Origin of the sequence: Colwellia sp. Bg11-28 (genome assembly GCF_002836245.1) — a bacterium.
GTDB classification, from domain to species: domain Bacteria; phylum Pseudomonadota; class Gammaproteobacteria; order Enterobacterales; family Alteromonadaceae; genus Colwellia; species Colwellia psychrerythraea_A.
Window position 1 is genome coordinate 680,148 of record NZ_PJBA01000006.1, and the last position, 16,280, is coordinate 696,427.

General features: G+C 38.1%; 14 protein-coding genes and 1 pseudogene. 8 read left to right on the top strand and 7 right to left on the bottom strand.

Going from position 1 to position 16,280, the window contains the following annotated elements:
• Positions 1 to 4 precede the first annotated feature (4 nt).
• Positions 5 to 184, top strand: a pseudogene (locus tag CXF79_RS23620) (DUF6435 family protein).
• A 592-nt stretch (positions 185 to 776) separates the two neighbouring features.
• A complete protein-coding gene (locus tag CXF79_RS09895) occupies positions 777 to 956 on the top strand; it encodes an AI-2E family transporter (RefSeq protein ID WP_011044085.1) in 180 nt (59 codons plus the stop codon).
• A 20-nt stretch (positions 957 to 976) separates the two neighbouring features.
• On the opposite strand, the gene CXF79_RS09900 is transcribed toward CXF79_RS09895, so the two are convergent.
• Together CXF79_RS09900 and CXF79_RS09905 are read right to left on the bottom strand one after the other, a co-directional pair.
• On the bottom strand, positions 977 to 1,579 hold the full coding sequence (locus CXF79_RS09900; RefSeq protein ID WP_041737897.1) for an AAA family ATPase: 603 nt from the start codon (positions 1,577 to 1,579) through the stop codon (positions 977 to 979).
• A 280-nt stretch (positions 1,580 to 1,859) separates the two neighbouring features.
• Positions 1,860 to 2,810: a LysR family transcriptional regulator gene (locus CXF79_RS09905; RefSeq protein ID WP_011044083.1), complete on the bottom strand. Its 951-nt coding sequence runs from the start codon at positions 2,808 to 2,810 to the stop codon at positions 1,860 to 1,862.
• Positions 2,811 to 2,955: 145 nt separating this feature from the next.
• Between CXF79_RS09905 and CXF79_RS09910 the strand changes: the two genes are divergently transcribed.
• The 6 genes from CXF79_RS09910 to CXF79_RS09935 all read left to right on the top strand — a co-directional run bounded on the left by CXF79_RS09910 (position 2,956) and on the right by CXF79_RS09935 (position 10,229).
• Entirely contained in the window at positions 2,956 to 3,768 is an 813-nt protein-coding gene (locus CXF79_RS09910) for an enoyl-CoA hydratase/isomerase family protein (protein ID WP_101154813.1), read from the top strand.
• Between the two features lie 514 nt (positions 3,769 to 4,282).
• Positions 4,283 to 4,942, top strand: a complete 660-nt coding sequence (locus tag CXF79_RS09915) for an ANTAR domain-containing response regulator (protein ID WP_101154814.1) — start codon at positions 4,283 to 4,285, stop codon at positions 4,940 to 4,942.
• A gap of 633 nt (positions 4,943 to 5,575) precedes the next feature.
• The gene (locus CXF79_RS09920; RefSeq protein ID WP_101154815.1) at positions 5,576 to 6,961 is read left to right on the top strand and encodes a CmpA/NrtA family ABC transporter substrate-binding protein; all 1,386 of its coding nucleotides are present in this window, start codon (positions 5,576 to 5,578) and stop codon (positions 6,959 to 6,961) included.
• A 158-nt stretch (positions 6,962 to 7,119) separates the two neighbouring features.
• On the top strand, positions 7,120 to 8,067 hold the full coding sequence (locus tag CXF79_RS09925; protein WP_101156254.1) for an ABC transporter permease: 948 nt from the start codon (positions 7,120 to 7,122) through the stop codon (positions 8,065 to 8,067).
• Positions 8,068 to 8,139: 72 nt separating this feature from the next.
• Complete coding sequence (locus CXF79_RS09930; protein ID WP_420794796.1) at positions 8,140 to 8,955, top strand: ABC transporter ATP-binding protein; 816 nt, start codon at positions 8,140 to 8,142, stop codon at positions 8,953 to 8,955.
• 38 nt (positions 8,956 to 8,993) lie between these two features.
• On the top strand, positions 8,994 to 10,229 hold the full coding sequence (locus CXF79_RS09935; protein WP_101154816.1) for an alginate export family protein: 1,236 nt from the start codon (positions 8,994 to 8,996) through the stop codon (positions 10,227 to 10,229).
• A gap of 176 nt (positions 10,230 to 10,405) precedes the next feature.
• Here the strand turns inward: CXF79_RS09935 and yghU are convergent, their stop codons facing one another.
• The 5 genes from yghU to CXF79_RS09960 all read right to left on the bottom strand — a co-directional run bounded on the left by yghU (position 10,406) and on the right by CXF79_RS09960 (position 16,149).
• Entirely contained in the window at positions 10,406 to 11,302 is an 897-nt protein-coding gene (gene yghU / locus CXF79_RS09940) for a glutathione-dependent disulfide-bond oxidoreductase (protein WP_101154817.1), read from the bottom strand.
• Positions 11,303 to 11,639: 337 nt separating this feature from the next.
• Positions 11,640 to 13,151 carry a PhnE/PtxC family ABC transporter permease gene (locus CXF79_RS09945; RefSeq protein WP_101154818.1) on the bottom strand — a complete coding sequence of 504 codons (1,512 nt, stop codon included), beginning with the start codon at positions 13,149 to 13,151 and terminating at the stop codon, positions 11,640 to 11,642.
• A gap of 8 nt (positions 13,152 to 13,159) precedes the next feature.
• The gene (locus CXF79_RS09950; protein ID WP_101154819.1) at positions 13,160 to 13,870 is read right to left on the bottom strand and encodes an ATP-binding cassette domain-containing protein; all 711 of its coding nucleotides are present in this window, start codon (positions 13,868 to 13,870) and stop codon (positions 13,160 to 13,162) included.
• On the bottom strand, positions 13,870 to 14,736 hold the full coding sequence (locus CXF79_RS09955; RefSeq protein WP_101154820.1) for a putative selenate ABC transporter substrate-binding protein: 867 nt from the start codon (positions 14,734 to 14,736) through the stop codon (positions 13,870 to 13,872). The genes CXF79_RS09950 and CXF79_RS09955 overlap by 1 nt, the downstream gene beginning before the upstream one ends.
• 390 nt (positions 14,737 to 15,126) lie before the next feature.
• The gene (locus tag CXF79_RS09960) at positions 15,127 to 16,149 is read right to left on the bottom strand and encodes a Solitary outer membrane autotransporter beta-barrel domain (RefSeq protein WP_101154821.1); all 1,023 of its coding nucleotides are present in this window, start codon (positions 16,147 to 16,149) and stop codon (positions 15,127 to 15,129) included.
• Positions 16,150 to 16,280 lie beyond the last annotated feature (131 nt).

Here is a 16,280-nt window from a genome sequence, read left to right on the forward strand (position 1 = left end):
GAATATGTTTTCAATATTTAAGGAAGACCCAATTAAAAAATTGGACAAACTTTATGAAAGTAAACTTGAAGAAGCTATGTATGCCTAGCGTAAAGGCGATATAAAATCATACGCAATGATCACAGCTGAAGCTGAAAAATTTAAAATACAAATTTTAGAACTACAAGCATCTTCAAAAACATAACAGCTTATTATGGAGACTTCTCAGTAATATGGTTCGAATAATTTATTAGAAAATATATCGCCACAAATGTATTCAGAGAGTCCGAAAAGAGCACAGTGGCAATTCAACAGTGAACGAGCTTTGTTGGTTCAGTTGACCTAGATAAATATTCAAAATATTTATTCCTTCTTGGCACATAGAGTTTATACGATCCACGAACTAAAAAAGTTCACACACTTAACTATAAAATAACATCTCACAGCGTTTAAATTCGCTAGTTATTGATGTTAATGTCCGCTTTCCTATCTTTGTTAACATTAAGCTAGTGATCATTTTTATGGGGCAAGATCAACTAGCCACAAGCTGACATTAAGCTTTTGTGCACCCACAATCATTTTAACCAAAATTTCTGCCCACTTGTGAGGCAGGTTTAAGCTGTGAGTTCATCTAGAAATGCTCATTTTAGCTTTGAACGGACATTAATTGCTTTTATTTATCTAATTTGAAATGTTCAGTTAAATATAAGTTATGGAAGTCCAAGCCTGCATGCTCTTATTAGAAGTAATGCTTTCTTACAAAAGCCATTTAAGGAATAACTTCCCAAGTAAATACTGTGATAAAAATAATTATTATAAATTTGCATCTGGTCACTATTATTGTCGCAGTAATTTTATTTGGTGGTATATGGGGATTTTGGGGAGTGTTTTTTGCTATTCCACTTGCGACTTTAGTAAAAGCGGTTTTAAGCGCTTGGCCTTCAAATAACGAATTTCCAGAGCAGAAAAAATGCTAATCGATTAGCATTCCGCTTGGTTATGGTGCACTTTTTTGATAATCATCCATAACTTGTTCAATAGTCTTGATGCCAAACATTACTTTATTAATGAACGATTCCGAACTATGAATCAAGTTAAAGTTAGGATGCTTTGACCAAATAGTTTTTAATTTATTATCAAGCTCAATAGCGGCCTTTTCTGACTCATTGCGAATAGGGTTGTTACTTTTAATGCTTTCACCTGATTTAGCTGCGCTTTCGAAGAAAATGACTGCATCGTAGCGTAAAAGCTCTTCTTCAATACTGGTATTCATAGAGGTGAAAAAATTTTCATCATTTTCTGGCCAGTATGCTAATCCATCTAATGAGCCACGGTCGCATAAAATAATACTGTTTTGAAAAGTAGTACGTTGAATATCTTCTAAATGCTTTTGTAAATTAAAAATTGCAATTTGTTGTGTTTTTAGTATCTGGTCATTAGTTGAGCGTTCAATACCACCACTGAATATCATTGTTGCCGCTTCAGGTACGGTTGCTATTTTCCCTAAAAATTCACGACGAATTAAGTCGAGAGCTGTTGTTTTACCGCCACCAGGACCGCCAGTAAGTACGATACGTTTTTTTATATTAGCAATATTCATGGGCATTTATAGTGAAGATATTTTTATCACTGTAGCTTGCGGCTAAAACCCCTTCAAGCTTAATTGTAAATATTTATAGTCAAACAATGCATATTTACATCTGTGGAGAACGTCCGCTTTCGTATCTTTGTTAACATAAAACAGGGTTGTTTTGACCAGTGAATTAGGTCAGGTTTGTGGCACAAGTGACGTTTTTCATTTACCAAGCAACTAAAAGTAGTTTCTTGGTAAATACATGAACAACTTACTAAGGTCATTTAATACAAACACTTTTATTGCGCTAAGTTTTGTTGTTATACATTTTGTCGAATCCAGGAATTCGGGTCTCCCAAATTGGTCTTTTATCACCAACGACTTCTTTAAGCGTTTCGATAAATAATTTGGTTTTTAAGGGGGAATTTCGATGCGGATATACGGCATAAAAAGTTCCGTAATCAGCTAAATTGATATGTGTCATGATTGGTATAAGTTTGCCTTCTAGCACCTCATTCTCAATCATTTGTGCCGTTGTTACTGTGAGCATTTCTCCAGCTACGGCAGTATTGATTAGCATTTCAACTTCATTAACCTTATAAGCGGTATTTAGCTGAATAAATGCTTCATTTCCTGTGTTATCAAGGTATTTAATTTTATCAATCAATAACCCCTGAGCCGAATATACCACTGCGGGTAGGCTTTCTAGCTTGGGTATTGTGGTTGGTTTTCCGTGTTTTTCAATGAATGAAGGAGCGGCGACGATTAACAGTCTATTTTGCGCTATTTGTTTAGCAATTAAGTTGGACTCTTTTGGTTCTCCAATTCGAAAACCTATATCAAAACCTTCACCCACTAAATCGACTATTCGATCTTCTAAAAGCAATTCTATGCGAATATCTGGGTACTGCGCCTGAAACTTCAAAACAGCTTGCTGCACATATTGTCGACCAAACAGGGTAGAGCTGGAAATTTTTAGCTCTCCTCTGGGCTCACTGTGATAGTTTTCTGCTAAGCGTTTTGAGTTATTGAGTAAGTCTCTCAGTTGCTTTGCTTGATTCACCATTTCAGAGCCTGCGGCCGTTAATGATAATGAGCGGGTAGTACGATTTAATAAATGTACGCCAAGCTCTTTTTCAAGCTTCCCTATTTGCTTAGAAATAGCAGATCTGTTGACATTTCTAAGCTCTGAAACTTTTACAAAGCTACCTAGTTCTGAGACTTCTAGTAAAAGCAGCAATCGGCTAGCGAGATCCATACTCACCTCATTGGTTCCTGTTTGGAATCAGTATAGTTCATTTTACCTTGTTTTTAGATACTTATCTTAATCGTATTATAGCTGCGTAAACTCGACGTGACGGATTAATTGTCGCAGCACTAACTATCTGATGAGGAAGAATAAAATGAAAAAATTAATGATAACCCAAGAAGCTGGCGTGGCTACTGTGTTAATTAAAAACCCTCCTGTAAATATTTTAACGATTGATTTAATTAACGAGTTAAACGCATTTATTCTGTCATTAAAAGATGATCGTGAAACTAAAATTGTTGTTTTTAAATCGTTTCATGAGGCATTTTTTATTGCCCACTTAGATCTTAATGTTATTAACGGAACGTCAGGTGGACAAGCCGCATCAATAGAGTTTAATCACATGATTGCTAATATCAAAGCGATGAAGCAGCTCTCTATTGCTGTAGTTGACGGTGTGGCTCGTGGTGGCGGTAATGAGTTTGTTATGGCATGTGATTTAGCATATGGCACGGAAAATTCGGCTTTTGCTCAACCGGAATTATATATTAACATTCCAACGGGCGGTCAAGGCGCAGTGCAGTTTGCTCGCCGTTTAGGAAAGGGTAAAGCACTTCAAGCATTACTAACTGGCGCTGACTTTACAGCACAACAAGCCGAAACTTTAAATATAATCACTCAGTTTGTTCTTAAAGCTGAGCTTGATGCATTTTTAGCGCAATTGTTATCAATCATTGTCGGCTGGGAGATTCGCGACATTGTGATGTATAAAGAAATTATTGCCGCCTCAATCAAAGATGAAGCTGTCGGCACAGAACTTGAGTTACGATACTTTTTAGAACGAGCGAAAGAAGAAAAAACACAAGCCATCATTGCTGCATTTCTTAAACATGGTGGTCAAACTGAACGTGAGGCTAATGACATGCAGGGCATTTTTGTAGATACGGCTGTAGAGCTCTCAAAATAGAGTTGAATCACAAAACAGTGTGGCAACCTCAAAAGGTAGGTTGCCTCTACCATCTTATTAACTGATTATTAAATTCAAAGATTATGCGTACTAACAGGGTAGATAAAATATATTACATCAGTTTGATCACCCATTACCTCTAATAAACCCCAATCAAAATAACCGCAAACGAATATCCTTTCGTCTGTCGACATACTTAGCTGTAGGCAGCACAATTATCGCGGCGGCGAGATATACATGGCTATTTCTAATGTCGTTTACTCCTGATAGCTCTTGTTTTTATTGACGTTATCTAATCGTTCAGTCATTAACCAATGATACTTTGATGTGCGCTGTTATATTGAGTTTTAGCTTTTGTGGTGCAAGTAACCATAAGTCCCATGACGAACAATTCACTAAGCTTATGTAATTTAAGGATAATAATAACTGGCTTGGATTTTGTATTAGGTTTTAATGAAAGAAGCAATTGTGATTACATAATTGTAACTAAAAAAACACCTAGGTTGACAAAAACATGAGCCTTAACAATAAACAGGTTAATAAAAAGAACTTGTTGCATAAAAAATCAATGGATCCAGTAATAAAAGATATCACCGTACTTTTAATTGAAGAGCAACCAAACGTTAGTTCTATGCTAAAAAATGCATTAATGGATTTTGGTTATCATATTACTAAACACATCTCCTTTGATGACAATATTATTGAACAAATTGATTTGTGTAACCCCAGTATTCTTATTCTAGCAACTGACTTACCTAGTGAAGAAATTTTGAAAGAACTCGCAGAAATAAATCAATTATTACCTTTGCCCATTGTTATATTTGCTGAGAATGATTCTCCTAATGTGATTAAAAATGCGATTAAATCTGGCGTAAGTGCTTATGTGGTTAATGAAATATTACCTCAACGACTCAAAAGTATTATTTCAGTTGCAAACGAACGCTTCAAAGCTGTTCAGTCTTTACGTAATGAACTTAAACAGGCGAAAACCCAGTTAGAAGGCAGAAAGTATATTGAAAGGGCGAAGGGGCTTATCATGCAACAAAAGAACATAAGTGAAAATGAGGCTTATAGTAAGCTCAGGAAAATGGCAATGGATCAAGGATGTTCATTGGCGATGGTGGCAAAAAATATTATTGATGTTTGTCAGTTGTTATCAACATCTAAAGCATAGCGAGTGTGTTCTGATATGGTGCATTTCATTATTATTGTGCAGTTAAAGTCGCTAATCAAAGGAAATAATTGCTTTTAGCCCAGTAAAAACGATGAATTTAATATTGGCACATTATCTGCTTTGTAATAAGTAAGACGATAAATAAGTATTACTTACTTTATCGAACATAGTATCGAATTAGCGATTGGACTGAATACAGAAACAAGTACAAAGCTAGGTACACAAAAGAATAAAATTGAGTTAACACACAGAATAAAATGTTTTTATCAACGGCGATAAAAATAAAGTAATGCCAATCAGATTAATTAAGGGTTCAAATTTTAATGAGGATAAATTTTTAAGAACAAGGCGCTTGATTGAGCAATAGCTGGCTATTGAGATTGAAAGCAACGATGTTATTGGATATTTAGACCATTTTAAAAGATCACTGAGTTAGTCTGATTGGTGTAATAAACCTAGCAGCAACGGCGCTGCGGGATAATGATAGGCATAAGCCTTACACTATACGAGCAATGGCGCTCATCAATAAGCAACCTTAACGGGTTGACTATTGGTGGGCGTTTTTTTTTGATTTTTTATTAGTTTTTAATATTTACTATTTAACATTTTTATAAATCCTACAAGGAATTCATTATGAATTGGAAAAAACCTATAACCTCTAGCCTAAAAAGTTTGTCGCTGAGCATTGCACTCGTTTGTGCGGGCACTTATATCGCTCATGCTGAAACGCTTGGCGAACCAGAAAAAGAAGAGTTGAAGTTCGGTTTTATTAAATTAACTGATATGGCGCCGATTGCTATCGCTTATGAAAACGGCTACTTCGAAGACGAAGGTTTATATGTCACGATTGAAGCACAAGCTAACTGGAAAGTACTATTAAATGGTGTGATTGATGGCACGTTAGATGGTGCGCATATGCTTGCGGGTCAACCTATTGCAGCCACTATGGGATACGGTACTAAAGCACACATAATTACGCCTTTTTCAATGGATCTAAATGGTAATGCCATTACCGTTTCAAACGATATCTGGAAAAAAATGAAGCCAAACATTCCTAAAATGGCGGATGGCAGACCTGTTCATCCAATTAATGCTGATTCATTAAAGCCCGTTATAGAATCGTTAGCTTCAGAAGGTAAGCCCTTTAAGATGGGCATGGTCTTTCCTGTTTCGACACATAACTACGAGTTACGTTATTGGTTAGCTGCCGGCGGAATACACCCTGGTTATTATGCTCCACACAAAGGGGATAACTCAGGACAGATTGATGCACAAGCCTTGCTTTCAGTCACTCCGCCACCACAAATGCCATCAACAATGGAAGCCGGTACTATTCATGGTTACTGTGTAGGCGAACCTTGGAACCAACAAGCCGTGTTTAAAGGTATTGGTGTACCTGTGGTGACTGATTATGAAATATGGAAAAACAACCCTGAAAAAGTTTTTGGTATCACAGCCGCTTTCGCTGAAAAGTACCCGAACACTACTATTCGTTTAACACGTGCGCTTATTCGAGCCGCTAAATGGTTAGACGACAACAGTAATGCGAACCGTCCTGCAGCAGTGAAAATATTGTCTCAATCTAATTATGTTGGTGCTGATTACGATGTTATTGCTAACTCAATGACAGGTACCTTTGAATATGAAAAGGGTGATAAACGAGCAGTGCCTGATTTCAACGTATTCTTTAGATATAACGCAACCTACCCATATTACTCTGATGCTATTTGGTACCTAACGCAAATGCGTCGTTGGGGACAAATTTCGGATGATAAAAGTGATCAATGGTACAAAGACTTAGCAGCAAAAGTATATCGTCCTGATATATACGCTAAAGCGGCTCAATCATTAATTGACGATAAGTCAATTCCTGCAAATGAGTTTCCAGACTTTACTAAAGAAAACGGTTTTAAAGCACCACAACAACACTTTATAGACGATATTGTTTATGACGGAAATCAACCTAATGCTTATTTGGAAAAATTTAAACTGGGTCTTAAAAAGGGTGACAAGCTTTAAGCGCATTTCTTTAAAGATAAGTTTTAAAGGTAAGCCTTTAATGACTTATCTTTAAAGGAAAATCGTTAAGAATTCGCTAAAAGCTAATGATAGATAAGGAGTCACGAATGAGTTTAACAACAGTAAATTTAAGTCAGTTAACTATTACCGAGCAGGTGATGAAAGTTTCTAAAAGTATTTTAAGTAAAATCACTAATGCGATGTTACTGCCTGTTATTGGCATAACAATATTTCTATTTTTATGGTCAATATCAGCACAAAGCATTCATACCTCTTTAGGTACGTTTCCTGGTCCCAATGCGGTTGTTAAACAATTTTCTTCTTTGTATAGCGAACATGTAGCAGAACGAGAAAAAGCTGAGGCTTTTTATCAGCGACAAGAAAAGCGCAATGTAGCAAAACAAGAAAAGAACCCTAATTATGTCGGTAAAATAAGAGCATACACAGGTAAGGAAACATTTTTTGATCAAATCCTTACCAGTTTATTCACGGTAACTTGCGGCTTTTTAGTCGCCGCAATTATAGCCATCCCGTTAGGTATTTGGATGGGGTTAAATAAACGTTTAAATTCAGCAATAAACCCAATTGTGCAAATATTTAAGCCGGTATCACCGCTTGCTTGGTTACCTTTAGTGACTATGGTTGTCAGTGCGCTTTATGTCTCTGATGATCCTATGGTATCAAAGTCATTCTTAACATCATTAATTACCGTTAGCCTGTGTAGCTTATGGCCTATGGTGATCAATACCTCGATTGGTGTTTCTTCAATAGACAGTGACTTACTTAATGTGAGTAAAGTACTGCGCTTACCCACATTAACGCATATTAAAAAAATTGTAATACCTGCGTCAATCCCAATGATTTTCACGGGGATGCGTTTGTCATTTGGTGTCGCTTGGATGGTACTGATAGCTGCAGAAATGCTGGCGCAAAATCCCGGTTTAGGTAAGTTTGTTTGGGATGAGTTCCAAAATGGTAGTTCAGATTCTTTGGCTCGTATTATGGCAGCAGTTATTGTGATTGGTTTCATCGGCTTTTTATTAGACCGAGCCATGTTGGAACTGCAACGAAAAGTCTCTTGGGACAAATCAAGCGCAAGCGTTTAAGGAAAAATTATGAATTCATCAGCTTTAGAAAAAAACACGCCACCAGCTTTTTTAAATATCAGCCAAATAGACATGGTTTTCCCGACAGATACTGGCGGCTTTACCGCGTTAAAAGGTGTTGACCTAAAAATTGATAAAGGTGAGTTTATCTCGCTTATTGGTCACTCTGGCTGTGGTAAATCAACGGTGCTTAATATAGTCGCCGGTCTTTATCAAGCCACAAAAGGTGGTGTGTTACTGCAAAATAAAGAAGTGAATGAACCGGGTCCTGAGCGCGCGGTGGTGTTTCAAAACCACTCATTATTGCCTTGGTTAACGTCCTATCAAAATGTTGAGTTAGCGGTAAGACAAGTTTTCAAAAAGACTATGTCAAAGGGAGAGATGAAAGAGTGGATTGAATACAACTTAAAACTTGTACATATGGACCACGCTATGCATAAACGGCCAGATGAAATATCGGGTGGTATGAAACAGCGGGTTGGTATTGCACGTGCCTTGGCGATGCAACCGGAAGTTTTATTAATGGATGAGCCCTTTGGCGCCCTTGACGCCTTAACCCGAGCACATATGCAAGACTCGCTCATGGAAATTCAAAACGAATTGAACAACACCGTGATAATGATCACCCATGATGTTGATGAAGCAGTCTTACTTTCTGATCGTATTGTGATGATGACCAATGGACCAGAAGCAACCGTGGGCGAAATTCTCGATGTTAAACTCGAGCGACCACGCAGTCGATTATCCCTTGCCAAAGATATTGAATATAACCGACTTCGCTCTGAAGTATTAACCTTCCTCTATGAGAAACAAAGAAAGGTAGAAAACATAAGCAGTAAAACTGTGGCGCCAAAGGTAATCCCAAGAAAACGTGCTAACGAAAAATAAAACAAACTTAAAATAAAATATGAAAGGAAAATTAACACATGACATTGAATAAAATCGCTTTATGTCTATCTATAGCCTTAGCAGGTAGTTGTTCATCTACGGCTTTTGCCAAAGAAGCTACGTCAAATTCAGCTAAGTCAAGTTCAATAGCGGAGGCTATCAGTAATGGTAAATCTGCTATTAATATAAATCTACGTTATGAAACCGTAGATCAAGACAACGCGCTAAAAGATGCTGATGCCCTTACGTTACGTACGCGCTTAACTTACGCAACGGGCAATGTCGCAGGTTTTTCTTCTTTAATTGAATTTGAAGATTCTCGCACCGTGCTTGGTATTGATGATTACAATAATACTTTAGGTAAAAATACCGATTATTCAGTGATAGCGGATCCTGAAACAACAGAGCTTGACCAATTTTTGCTGCAATACAAACAAAAATCACTGGCCGTCAAAGTGGGTCGTCAGTTGATTACTATGGATAACCATAGATTTGTCGGTCATGTTGGCTGGCGCCAAGATAGGCAAACCTTTGATGGGGTAACTTTAGCTTATCAACCCATTAAAGATTTAACGTTAGATTATGGTTATATTACCAAACGTAATAGAATTTTTGCAGAAGCTAAAGATATAGATTCTAACGATCATCTGCTTAATGCTGCTTATCAAACCACATTAGGTAAAATTACCGCTTACGGATATTTATTAGAAGTTGATAATGATACCGATAATGGCTTAGATACTTTCGGTCTTCGCTTTAATGGTGGCACGTCAATTGGTGAACAGAAAATATCTTACCAGTTAGAATATGCACAACAAGACGCTGACAATGCGGTCATGTCCTATTCAGCAGATTACCTCTTAGCTGAGCTAAGTAGCTCATTTTCAGGAATTGGGATGAAAGTTGGTTACGAATTACTTGGCTCAGATGATGGTAATTATGGTTTTTCGACGCCTTTAGCGACATTACATAAGTTTAATGGTTGGTCAGATCAATTCTTAAATACGCCAAAAGAAGGTCTAACGGATTTATATGCTAGTGTTGGCGGTAAAGTTGCAGGCGGAAAATGGGCCGTTATCTATCATAAATTTGATGCCGATGAAGCTTCTGCAACCGTTGATGATTTAGGCTCTGAAATCAATGCTGTCTATTCAAAGAGTTTTACTAAAAATTATACAGCTGGTATTAAATTAGCCGCTTATTCTGCTGGTGATACAACAGCAGGCAAGGTTGATACAGATAAAATATGGGTATGGCTAAACGCTAAGTTTTAATGAGATACCCGTTACTATTTTAAGCTGAACTCTGGGGTAGTAACGGGGATATAGCTAAAAGAAGTTTTGATTTAATCATAACTTGAAAGTGTGACGTGTATTAATCACTCTCTTGTCTACTTGCATAAAAGCAGGCAAGAGATAACTCCCCCGCGCAGCCTTTATTCTGTATTAGATTATTCTGGAATGACCAATTTGTCTTGAGTTTTAAGCTCGAAATCACTGGCATCATGGCGTTCATGCAATTGTTCGTCTAACTCACCCCAAGTACGGTTGACCATTATTCCACGCTTAACCGCTGTTCGTTGGCTAATTTCTTCAGTCCATCGTGTTAAGTGTTTATACTCTTGGGTCTGCAGAAATTCTGCCGCCTCATAAACTTTATTCTGCATCAAGGCCCCATACCAAGGCCATATAGCGATATCGGCAATAGTATATTGATCGCCGCACATGTATTTATTATTAGTCAAATGTCGGTCTAGCACGTCAAGTTGTCGTTTCACTTCCATGGTAAAACGTTCTATCGGGTATTCAAATTTCTCGGGTGCGTAAGCGTAGAAATGACCAAAACCGCCACCTAAATAGGGGCCACTACCGACTTGCCAAAATAGCCACGACATACATTGTGATTTAAGTAACGGCTCTTTTGGTAAAAAAGCATCAAACTTCTCTGCTAAATACAGCAGTATCGCGCCAGATTCAAAAATGGGCAGTTTATTTTCGCCGCGCTTGTCGCTACTAATATCAGCAGAAGTATCTACCAAAGCGGGAATTTTAGAGTTGGGATTTACTTCGACAAACCCTGAGCCAAATTGATCTCCTTCCATGATTTCAATTAAATGCGCATCGTATTCGGCTTCTTTTATGCCTAATGCTAATAATTCTTCCAATAGAATCGTAATTTTCACGCCATTAGGTGTCGCTAACGAGTACAACTGAAGCGGATGCTTACCTACGGGCAATTCTGCTTGATGTGTTGCGCCAGCAATAGGTCGGTTAATACTGGCGAACTGGCCACCACTTTCTGTCTTCCATTGCCATATTTTTGGTGGTACATAAGTAGATTCAGACATATTCAGCTCCGTAATTATGGTTGGTGATTTTAGATTATCATTAAAACTTGAAAATTAAGTAGTTTAATTAATAGGTAACTTAGCATTGATTTAAGGTGACTTTATAGTTAATTCAGGATATTGCTTTAAACGTCATCTTCGAAATCGTTGATCGAAGAACCATTAATTTTTAAGCACTGGCCACCCGATTAATACCCCACGGGGATGACGTTCCTGAGTCATCTGCATAAGCACATAATTCAATTGATATTGGAATAGACATAACTTAACTCTGTTTCATTTCATCAGCACGATATTTTTAATTATCCATCAAATATTATCGCTTAACATAGCAAGGTTAACAGCGAGTTTTATTCGTTTGTGGGAACTTAAGCAGTCGTCTTGAAATAATATCAATGGCGACATTGAGCAGCGCTGTACACGTGATAAGCACTAGTGCATTACTATAGCGTATTTCACTGAAATTACTGTCGATATAAAACCCTAAGGTCATAATTCCCAAAATGCCAAACACTGCGGTTTCTCGTACTATGATTTCAAAGCGATAAAACATTAACGCCATCATATTGGGATAGATAGTAGGCATAATGTGGTAGTTAAACTGATTTAACCTAGTCATCTGCATCTGCTGTGGCGTAATCGCATTACTTTGCTTAACAGCCAAGTAAGCAATAACGCAGCCATTATGAATGGCTAACGCGATAACCGCGGGTAACATCGATGGGCCGAGCAGCATTAAAAAAATAAACGCTAAGATATATTCAGGTACTGAGCGGCCTATTAATAAGATAAATCGCCCAAGCCAAGTCAGTGGTGTAGGCCATAAATGCTTACTCGCGATAGCATGGGCGCTTAACGTAATAAAATGAGTGGCAGCTAAGGCAAGTAGCGCTAAGGTAATGGTTGCGATTGCGCCTGGAATGGCTTGGTTAGACAGGATAGTGCTAAACCAAGCAGTGAGTGATGACCATTGAACTTCTGCCAATGTTGTGACGTTTACTAACGCGGGAGGCAGAATATCTTGGCTGATAAAACGCACCAGTAGGCTGCTATCTACGTTAGGAATATCGACCAGAGTCACGCAAGCAATAACAAGATAAATTCCAAGTGATTTCGGTGGACACCAGTAACGAATTGAGCCAATAAGGGCAATAAATATAATCAATAACGCTGCCCCCTCACTATAGTTTCCCTGTCTAAACGCGGTTTCCATATAAAAACCTAACGTTGGCATTCCGATAAACCCGAGTACGGCGCTACTACGAAGGGCACACTCAAAACGGTAGCGCGTGTAGCTCATCAGTTGTGGCATCACTTGGGCTATTTTGCCATAAGTGAAACGGCTAATTATATCGGCGCGACTATCGATACTCTCTAAGGGGCTGTCTGATGATTGATTGAAAATGTCGTGAAATACGCGGGCAAAAGTGGCGGCAAACGGGATTGCGATAGCCAATATTCCGGTAATGGGAGACAGGCCAAAAACTTGTAAAAATAGCAGCGCCCAGAAAATTTCATGAATCGCACGTAAAAAAGCGCAGCAGCTTGATACTATTGGATTTTGGTATATCAAGGAAAGGGGAGCACCTAGTACCAGGCCTAAGCAGACGCCTATAATGGCAAAGTTAACGGTTTGAATGATGGCTTGAAACAGGTATTCAGTCGCGAAAAAATCGGGTGTTACAAGCCCATTTACCATGCGAGTTAACTCGAGGAAAGGATCGAAACTGACAATCTCTATATCGGCAAAAGGAATAATAACCAGTGCAATAACCCAGATTGATAAAGTGACTTTTTGCCAATAACCCAAAGCATAATCTGCGTTTTTGACTCGTTGCAGTTCCGACATAAAGAGAGCTACGCGACAGCGTTAGTTTGAAATAACGCTGTGATCTGTTGGTGACCGATACTCTGCTGTTGGCTATCGAGTACCATTTGGCCTTTATCTAATGCGATAACGCGGTCAAAAGCGTTAATCGCCAACTCTCTGTCATGAACTACCATGATGACACTCTTATGCTGTGCTAATACGATGTCGAGTAGTCTTGATTTCATCAACGGGTCCAGCGCTGAAAAAGGCTCATCACCGATAAAGGTATCTTGTTGTTGATACATAGCTCTTGCTAACGCCACTCGTTGCCTTTGCCCACCAGAGAGTTGGTCCACTTTTTTTGCCAATGGCTGGTCTAATTCCAACTGCTGACAAAGTTCAGCAATAGCGTTTAAGTCTTTTTTGAAAGGCCTGATTAAATTCACTAAGTTAAATAACCAGTGGTGTCGAGCTAAAGCACCCATAAATATATTGTGATAAATGCTTAAATTATCAACCAAACCTTGTCGCTGTGAGCACAGGGCTGCACTGTTTTGTAACTGTTGATAAATATGATGTAGCAGACTAGATTTACCAGCACCAGAGGGACCGATAATGGCAACCTTTTCACCTTCATTAATTGTCAGGCTCAGATCAAAAATCACCTGAGTAGACGCCTTCTTTTTACCGGTGTACTTACCGATATTATAACCAGCAGTTTTATCATAATGAAGGTTTAGGTTGTCAAGGGTGAGCATTAATCGATAAGTCCTATCTGTTTAGCGACATCTTCCACTGGTTGAAAATCTTCATTTTTAGCTTTGACAAAAGAGGAGCGTGGAAAACTATCTAACAGTGCTGGACTATCCATAGTGAGCAGTGCCGCTTGAACTTTATCAGCAAAGCCTGGACCAAAATTGGCTTCAACATCAGCGCGTATTGTCCATTGGTAATCAGGGTAGGTAGGACTTTTCCAAATGACTTTCACTTTATTGGTGTCAATTTTACCAGCGGCTAGGGCACTTTCCCACACTTTATAGTTCACAGCGCCAACTTGGTAAGTACCTGATTGAACCTGGACAATAGTGCGGTTATGGTCACCAGAAAAACCAACGCGCTTAAATGCTTGTTGTGGCTTTTTCTTTAAATGTTGCTCTATATAATATTGCGGCATCAATCTACCTGAGGTGGAACCTTTTGAGCCAAAGGTGAAGGTTGTCTCGGTAATATCAGGAAAACTATCGCTCATCTCTAAGCCAGTACTGTAGTGAGCAATAAAGTAGCTTTTGAAAAACTGATCTTCATAACCTTGTGCAATAGCTTGCGAGCCAGGCACTAATCGTCTGGCTTGTACTCCAGATAAACCACCAAACCAGGCAAGTTGCACTTGGTTATTTCTAAATGCAGTTACCGCTGCTGAGTAGGATTTAACCGGAACATATTTTACTTCAACACCAAGTTGCTCTTCTAAGTAGAGAGCAACTTTTTCAAAGCGGGTTCTCAGTTGAGATTCGTCTGCATCTGGGATAGCGGTGAAAGTAAATGTTTCCGCGCTCGCGCTGGTAGTCACAAAGAGGCTTAGCGTTAACGCACATAGTACGAGTAATTTAGTCAATATTTTCATAATATCTCAGTTTATTAGAACTTCATCAGTATTTTTGATGTTATTGGTGTAATAAAGTTACGGGTGTTCAGTGGCGCATTATCTCTTAAAAAGGTGTGATTCACACACTATTTACCGATAAAGATGCGTGTTATATCACTTTCGTTAAGTTTGTGATCTTGTTATGCGTAGCAAAATAAATCCAGACAAGGCGAGCAATTGAGCAATGACAGGCTACTGGGGGAGAGCAATGTGTCTTGGAGTCTTGTAACGAGTAGATTTTTTTGATTGAACGCGCTGCTATGGATGTGGAGTTATTAAGGAAAACAGTACTGATAAAAAATATTTCAATAAAGTTCTCTTTGATCATGTGAGTTTTACAAGATATCACCGGAGAGCTAAAGGGTGACTTTAAAGTTCATTAAAGTAAAAGACGATACTACCGCCAGAAAGCGCGCTGCCTTTATGAATATTAATGCCTATGCCGATATTATCAGCTAGTTTAGTGAACTTACGGGTGTCGAGTAATAAACCTACTCCAAACTCATAGAAATGATCTGTACCTAAGCTACTAACCATATCGCCGCCAATATCGGAACGCTGAATTTTTACATAAATAGATTCAGCATGGAATTTCGATTGATTAACGTTAAAGTGGAATTTAAAACCATTATTTAAGCGCCAGCCTGTCGGCTTTGCATCTTGGCTAGACTTAGCTCCCTTAAATGTGACGCCAGAAAATACGTTTAAATCGTTGTTAAATTCCCACTTGGCCCAATCCTTTTTTTGGCTATAGCTTAGCTTTACATTTGGTTCAATAATGAAAGCATTCGCTGATAAATTTAAAAAAACGCCGTCTAATTGATCTTGATATTGCTTTGACTCATCGCTGTTATAACGGTATTTATTTTTATGGTGCATTAAATATGAACCAAACCTCACTCTTAAATTCCAATTTTCAGTCAATTGCCTATGTCGACTATAGGCGAGATAGGCTGAGAAAACTTCATCTTTATTATCATCAGTAATTGATGAGTTAGATAACAAATCATTTTTATTTTCTTGCTTGAGGTAAGAGAGTGATGCGGTTAATTCGTCTAGATAAAAGAAGTTGGACTTTTCTTTTTTAGCTTTATCTTTTGTCTTAGATTTATCGTCAGTCAAGCGCCAAGTATAGGGAATGCTATATACGGTTAACTCATTTCTCAGCTTGATAGAGTCGCTTTCGGAAAAGCTCTGTTCGTGAGGTTTTAATAACTTGTCGGGATCAAAGTTGCCAATTCCTAAGGTGATTGTTTCTGAATCTGTTAGCACGACAGAGGTGGAAAAGAGCTCTTCAAAATGAGTTTTATTATTAGCGATTGAATGATGACTTAATAGAGATAATATTAAGAAAACCAGTGTTTTAAAATGAATTTTTGGTTTAGTTAACATCTAATTAGCGATTTCATAAAGTCAGTATATTATTTATTCAGTATAATTAATAAAAGTGGAATTAACCACGAAAACATTAATTTATACGCTAGAGGTTAGCATTGACTAAATTTTCCATGTTATTGATATAA

Bases quoted from the DNA above. Each gene is read 5' to 3' on its own strand.
- CXF79_RS09955 (WP_101154820.1), bottom strand. From the start codon at position 14,736: ATGAAAATATTGACTAAATTACTCGTACTATGTGCGTTAACGCTAAGC.
- CXF79_RS09910 (WP_101154813.1), top strand. From the start codon at position 2,956: ATGAAAAAATTAATGATAACCCAAGAAGCTGGCGTGGCTACTGTGTTA.
- CXF79_RS09920 (WP_101154815.1), top strand. From the start codon at position 5,576: ATGAATTGGAAAAAACCTATAACCTCTAGCCTAAAAAGTTTGTCGCTG.
- CXF79_RS09935 (WP_101154816.1), top strand. From the start codon at position 8,994: ATGACATTGAATAAAATCGCTTTATGTCTATCTATAGCCTTAGCAGGT.
- CXF79_RS09945 (WP_101154818.1), bottom strand. From the start codon at position 13,151: ATGTCGGAACTGCAACGAGTCAAAAACGCAGATTATGCTTTGGGTTAT.
- CXF79_RS09925 (WP_101156254.1), top strand. From the start codon at position 7,120: ATGAAAGTTTCTAAAAGTATTTTAAGTAAAATCACTAATGCGATGTTA.
- CXF79_RS09915 (WP_101154814.1), top strand. From the start codon at position 4,283: ATGAGCCTTAACAATAAACAGGTTAATAAAAAGAACTTGTTGCATAAA.
- CXF79_RS09950 (WP_101154819.1), bottom strand. From the start codon at position 13,870: ATGCTCACCCTTGACAACCTAAACCTTCATTATGATAAAACTGCTGGT.
- yghU (WP_101154817.1), bottom strand. From the start codon at position 11,302: ATGTCTGAATCTACTTATGTACCACCAAAAATATGGCAATGGAAGACA.
- CXF79_RS09930 (WP_420794796.1), top strand. From the start codon at position 8,140: ATGGTTTTCCCGACAGATACTGGCGGCTTTACCGCGTTAAAAGGTGTT.
- CXF79_RS09900 (WP_041737897.1), bottom strand. From the start codon at position 1,579: ATGAATATTGCTAATATAAAAAAACGTATCGTACTTACTGGCGGTCCT.
- CXF79_RS09905 (WP_011044083.1), bottom strand. From the start codon at position 2,810: ATGGATCTCGCTAGCCGATTGCTGCTTTTACTAGAAGTCTCAGAACTA.
- CXF79_RS09960 (WP_101154821.1), bottom strand. From the start codon at position 16,149: ATGTTAACTAAACCAAAAATTCATTTTAAAACACTGGTTTTCTTAATA.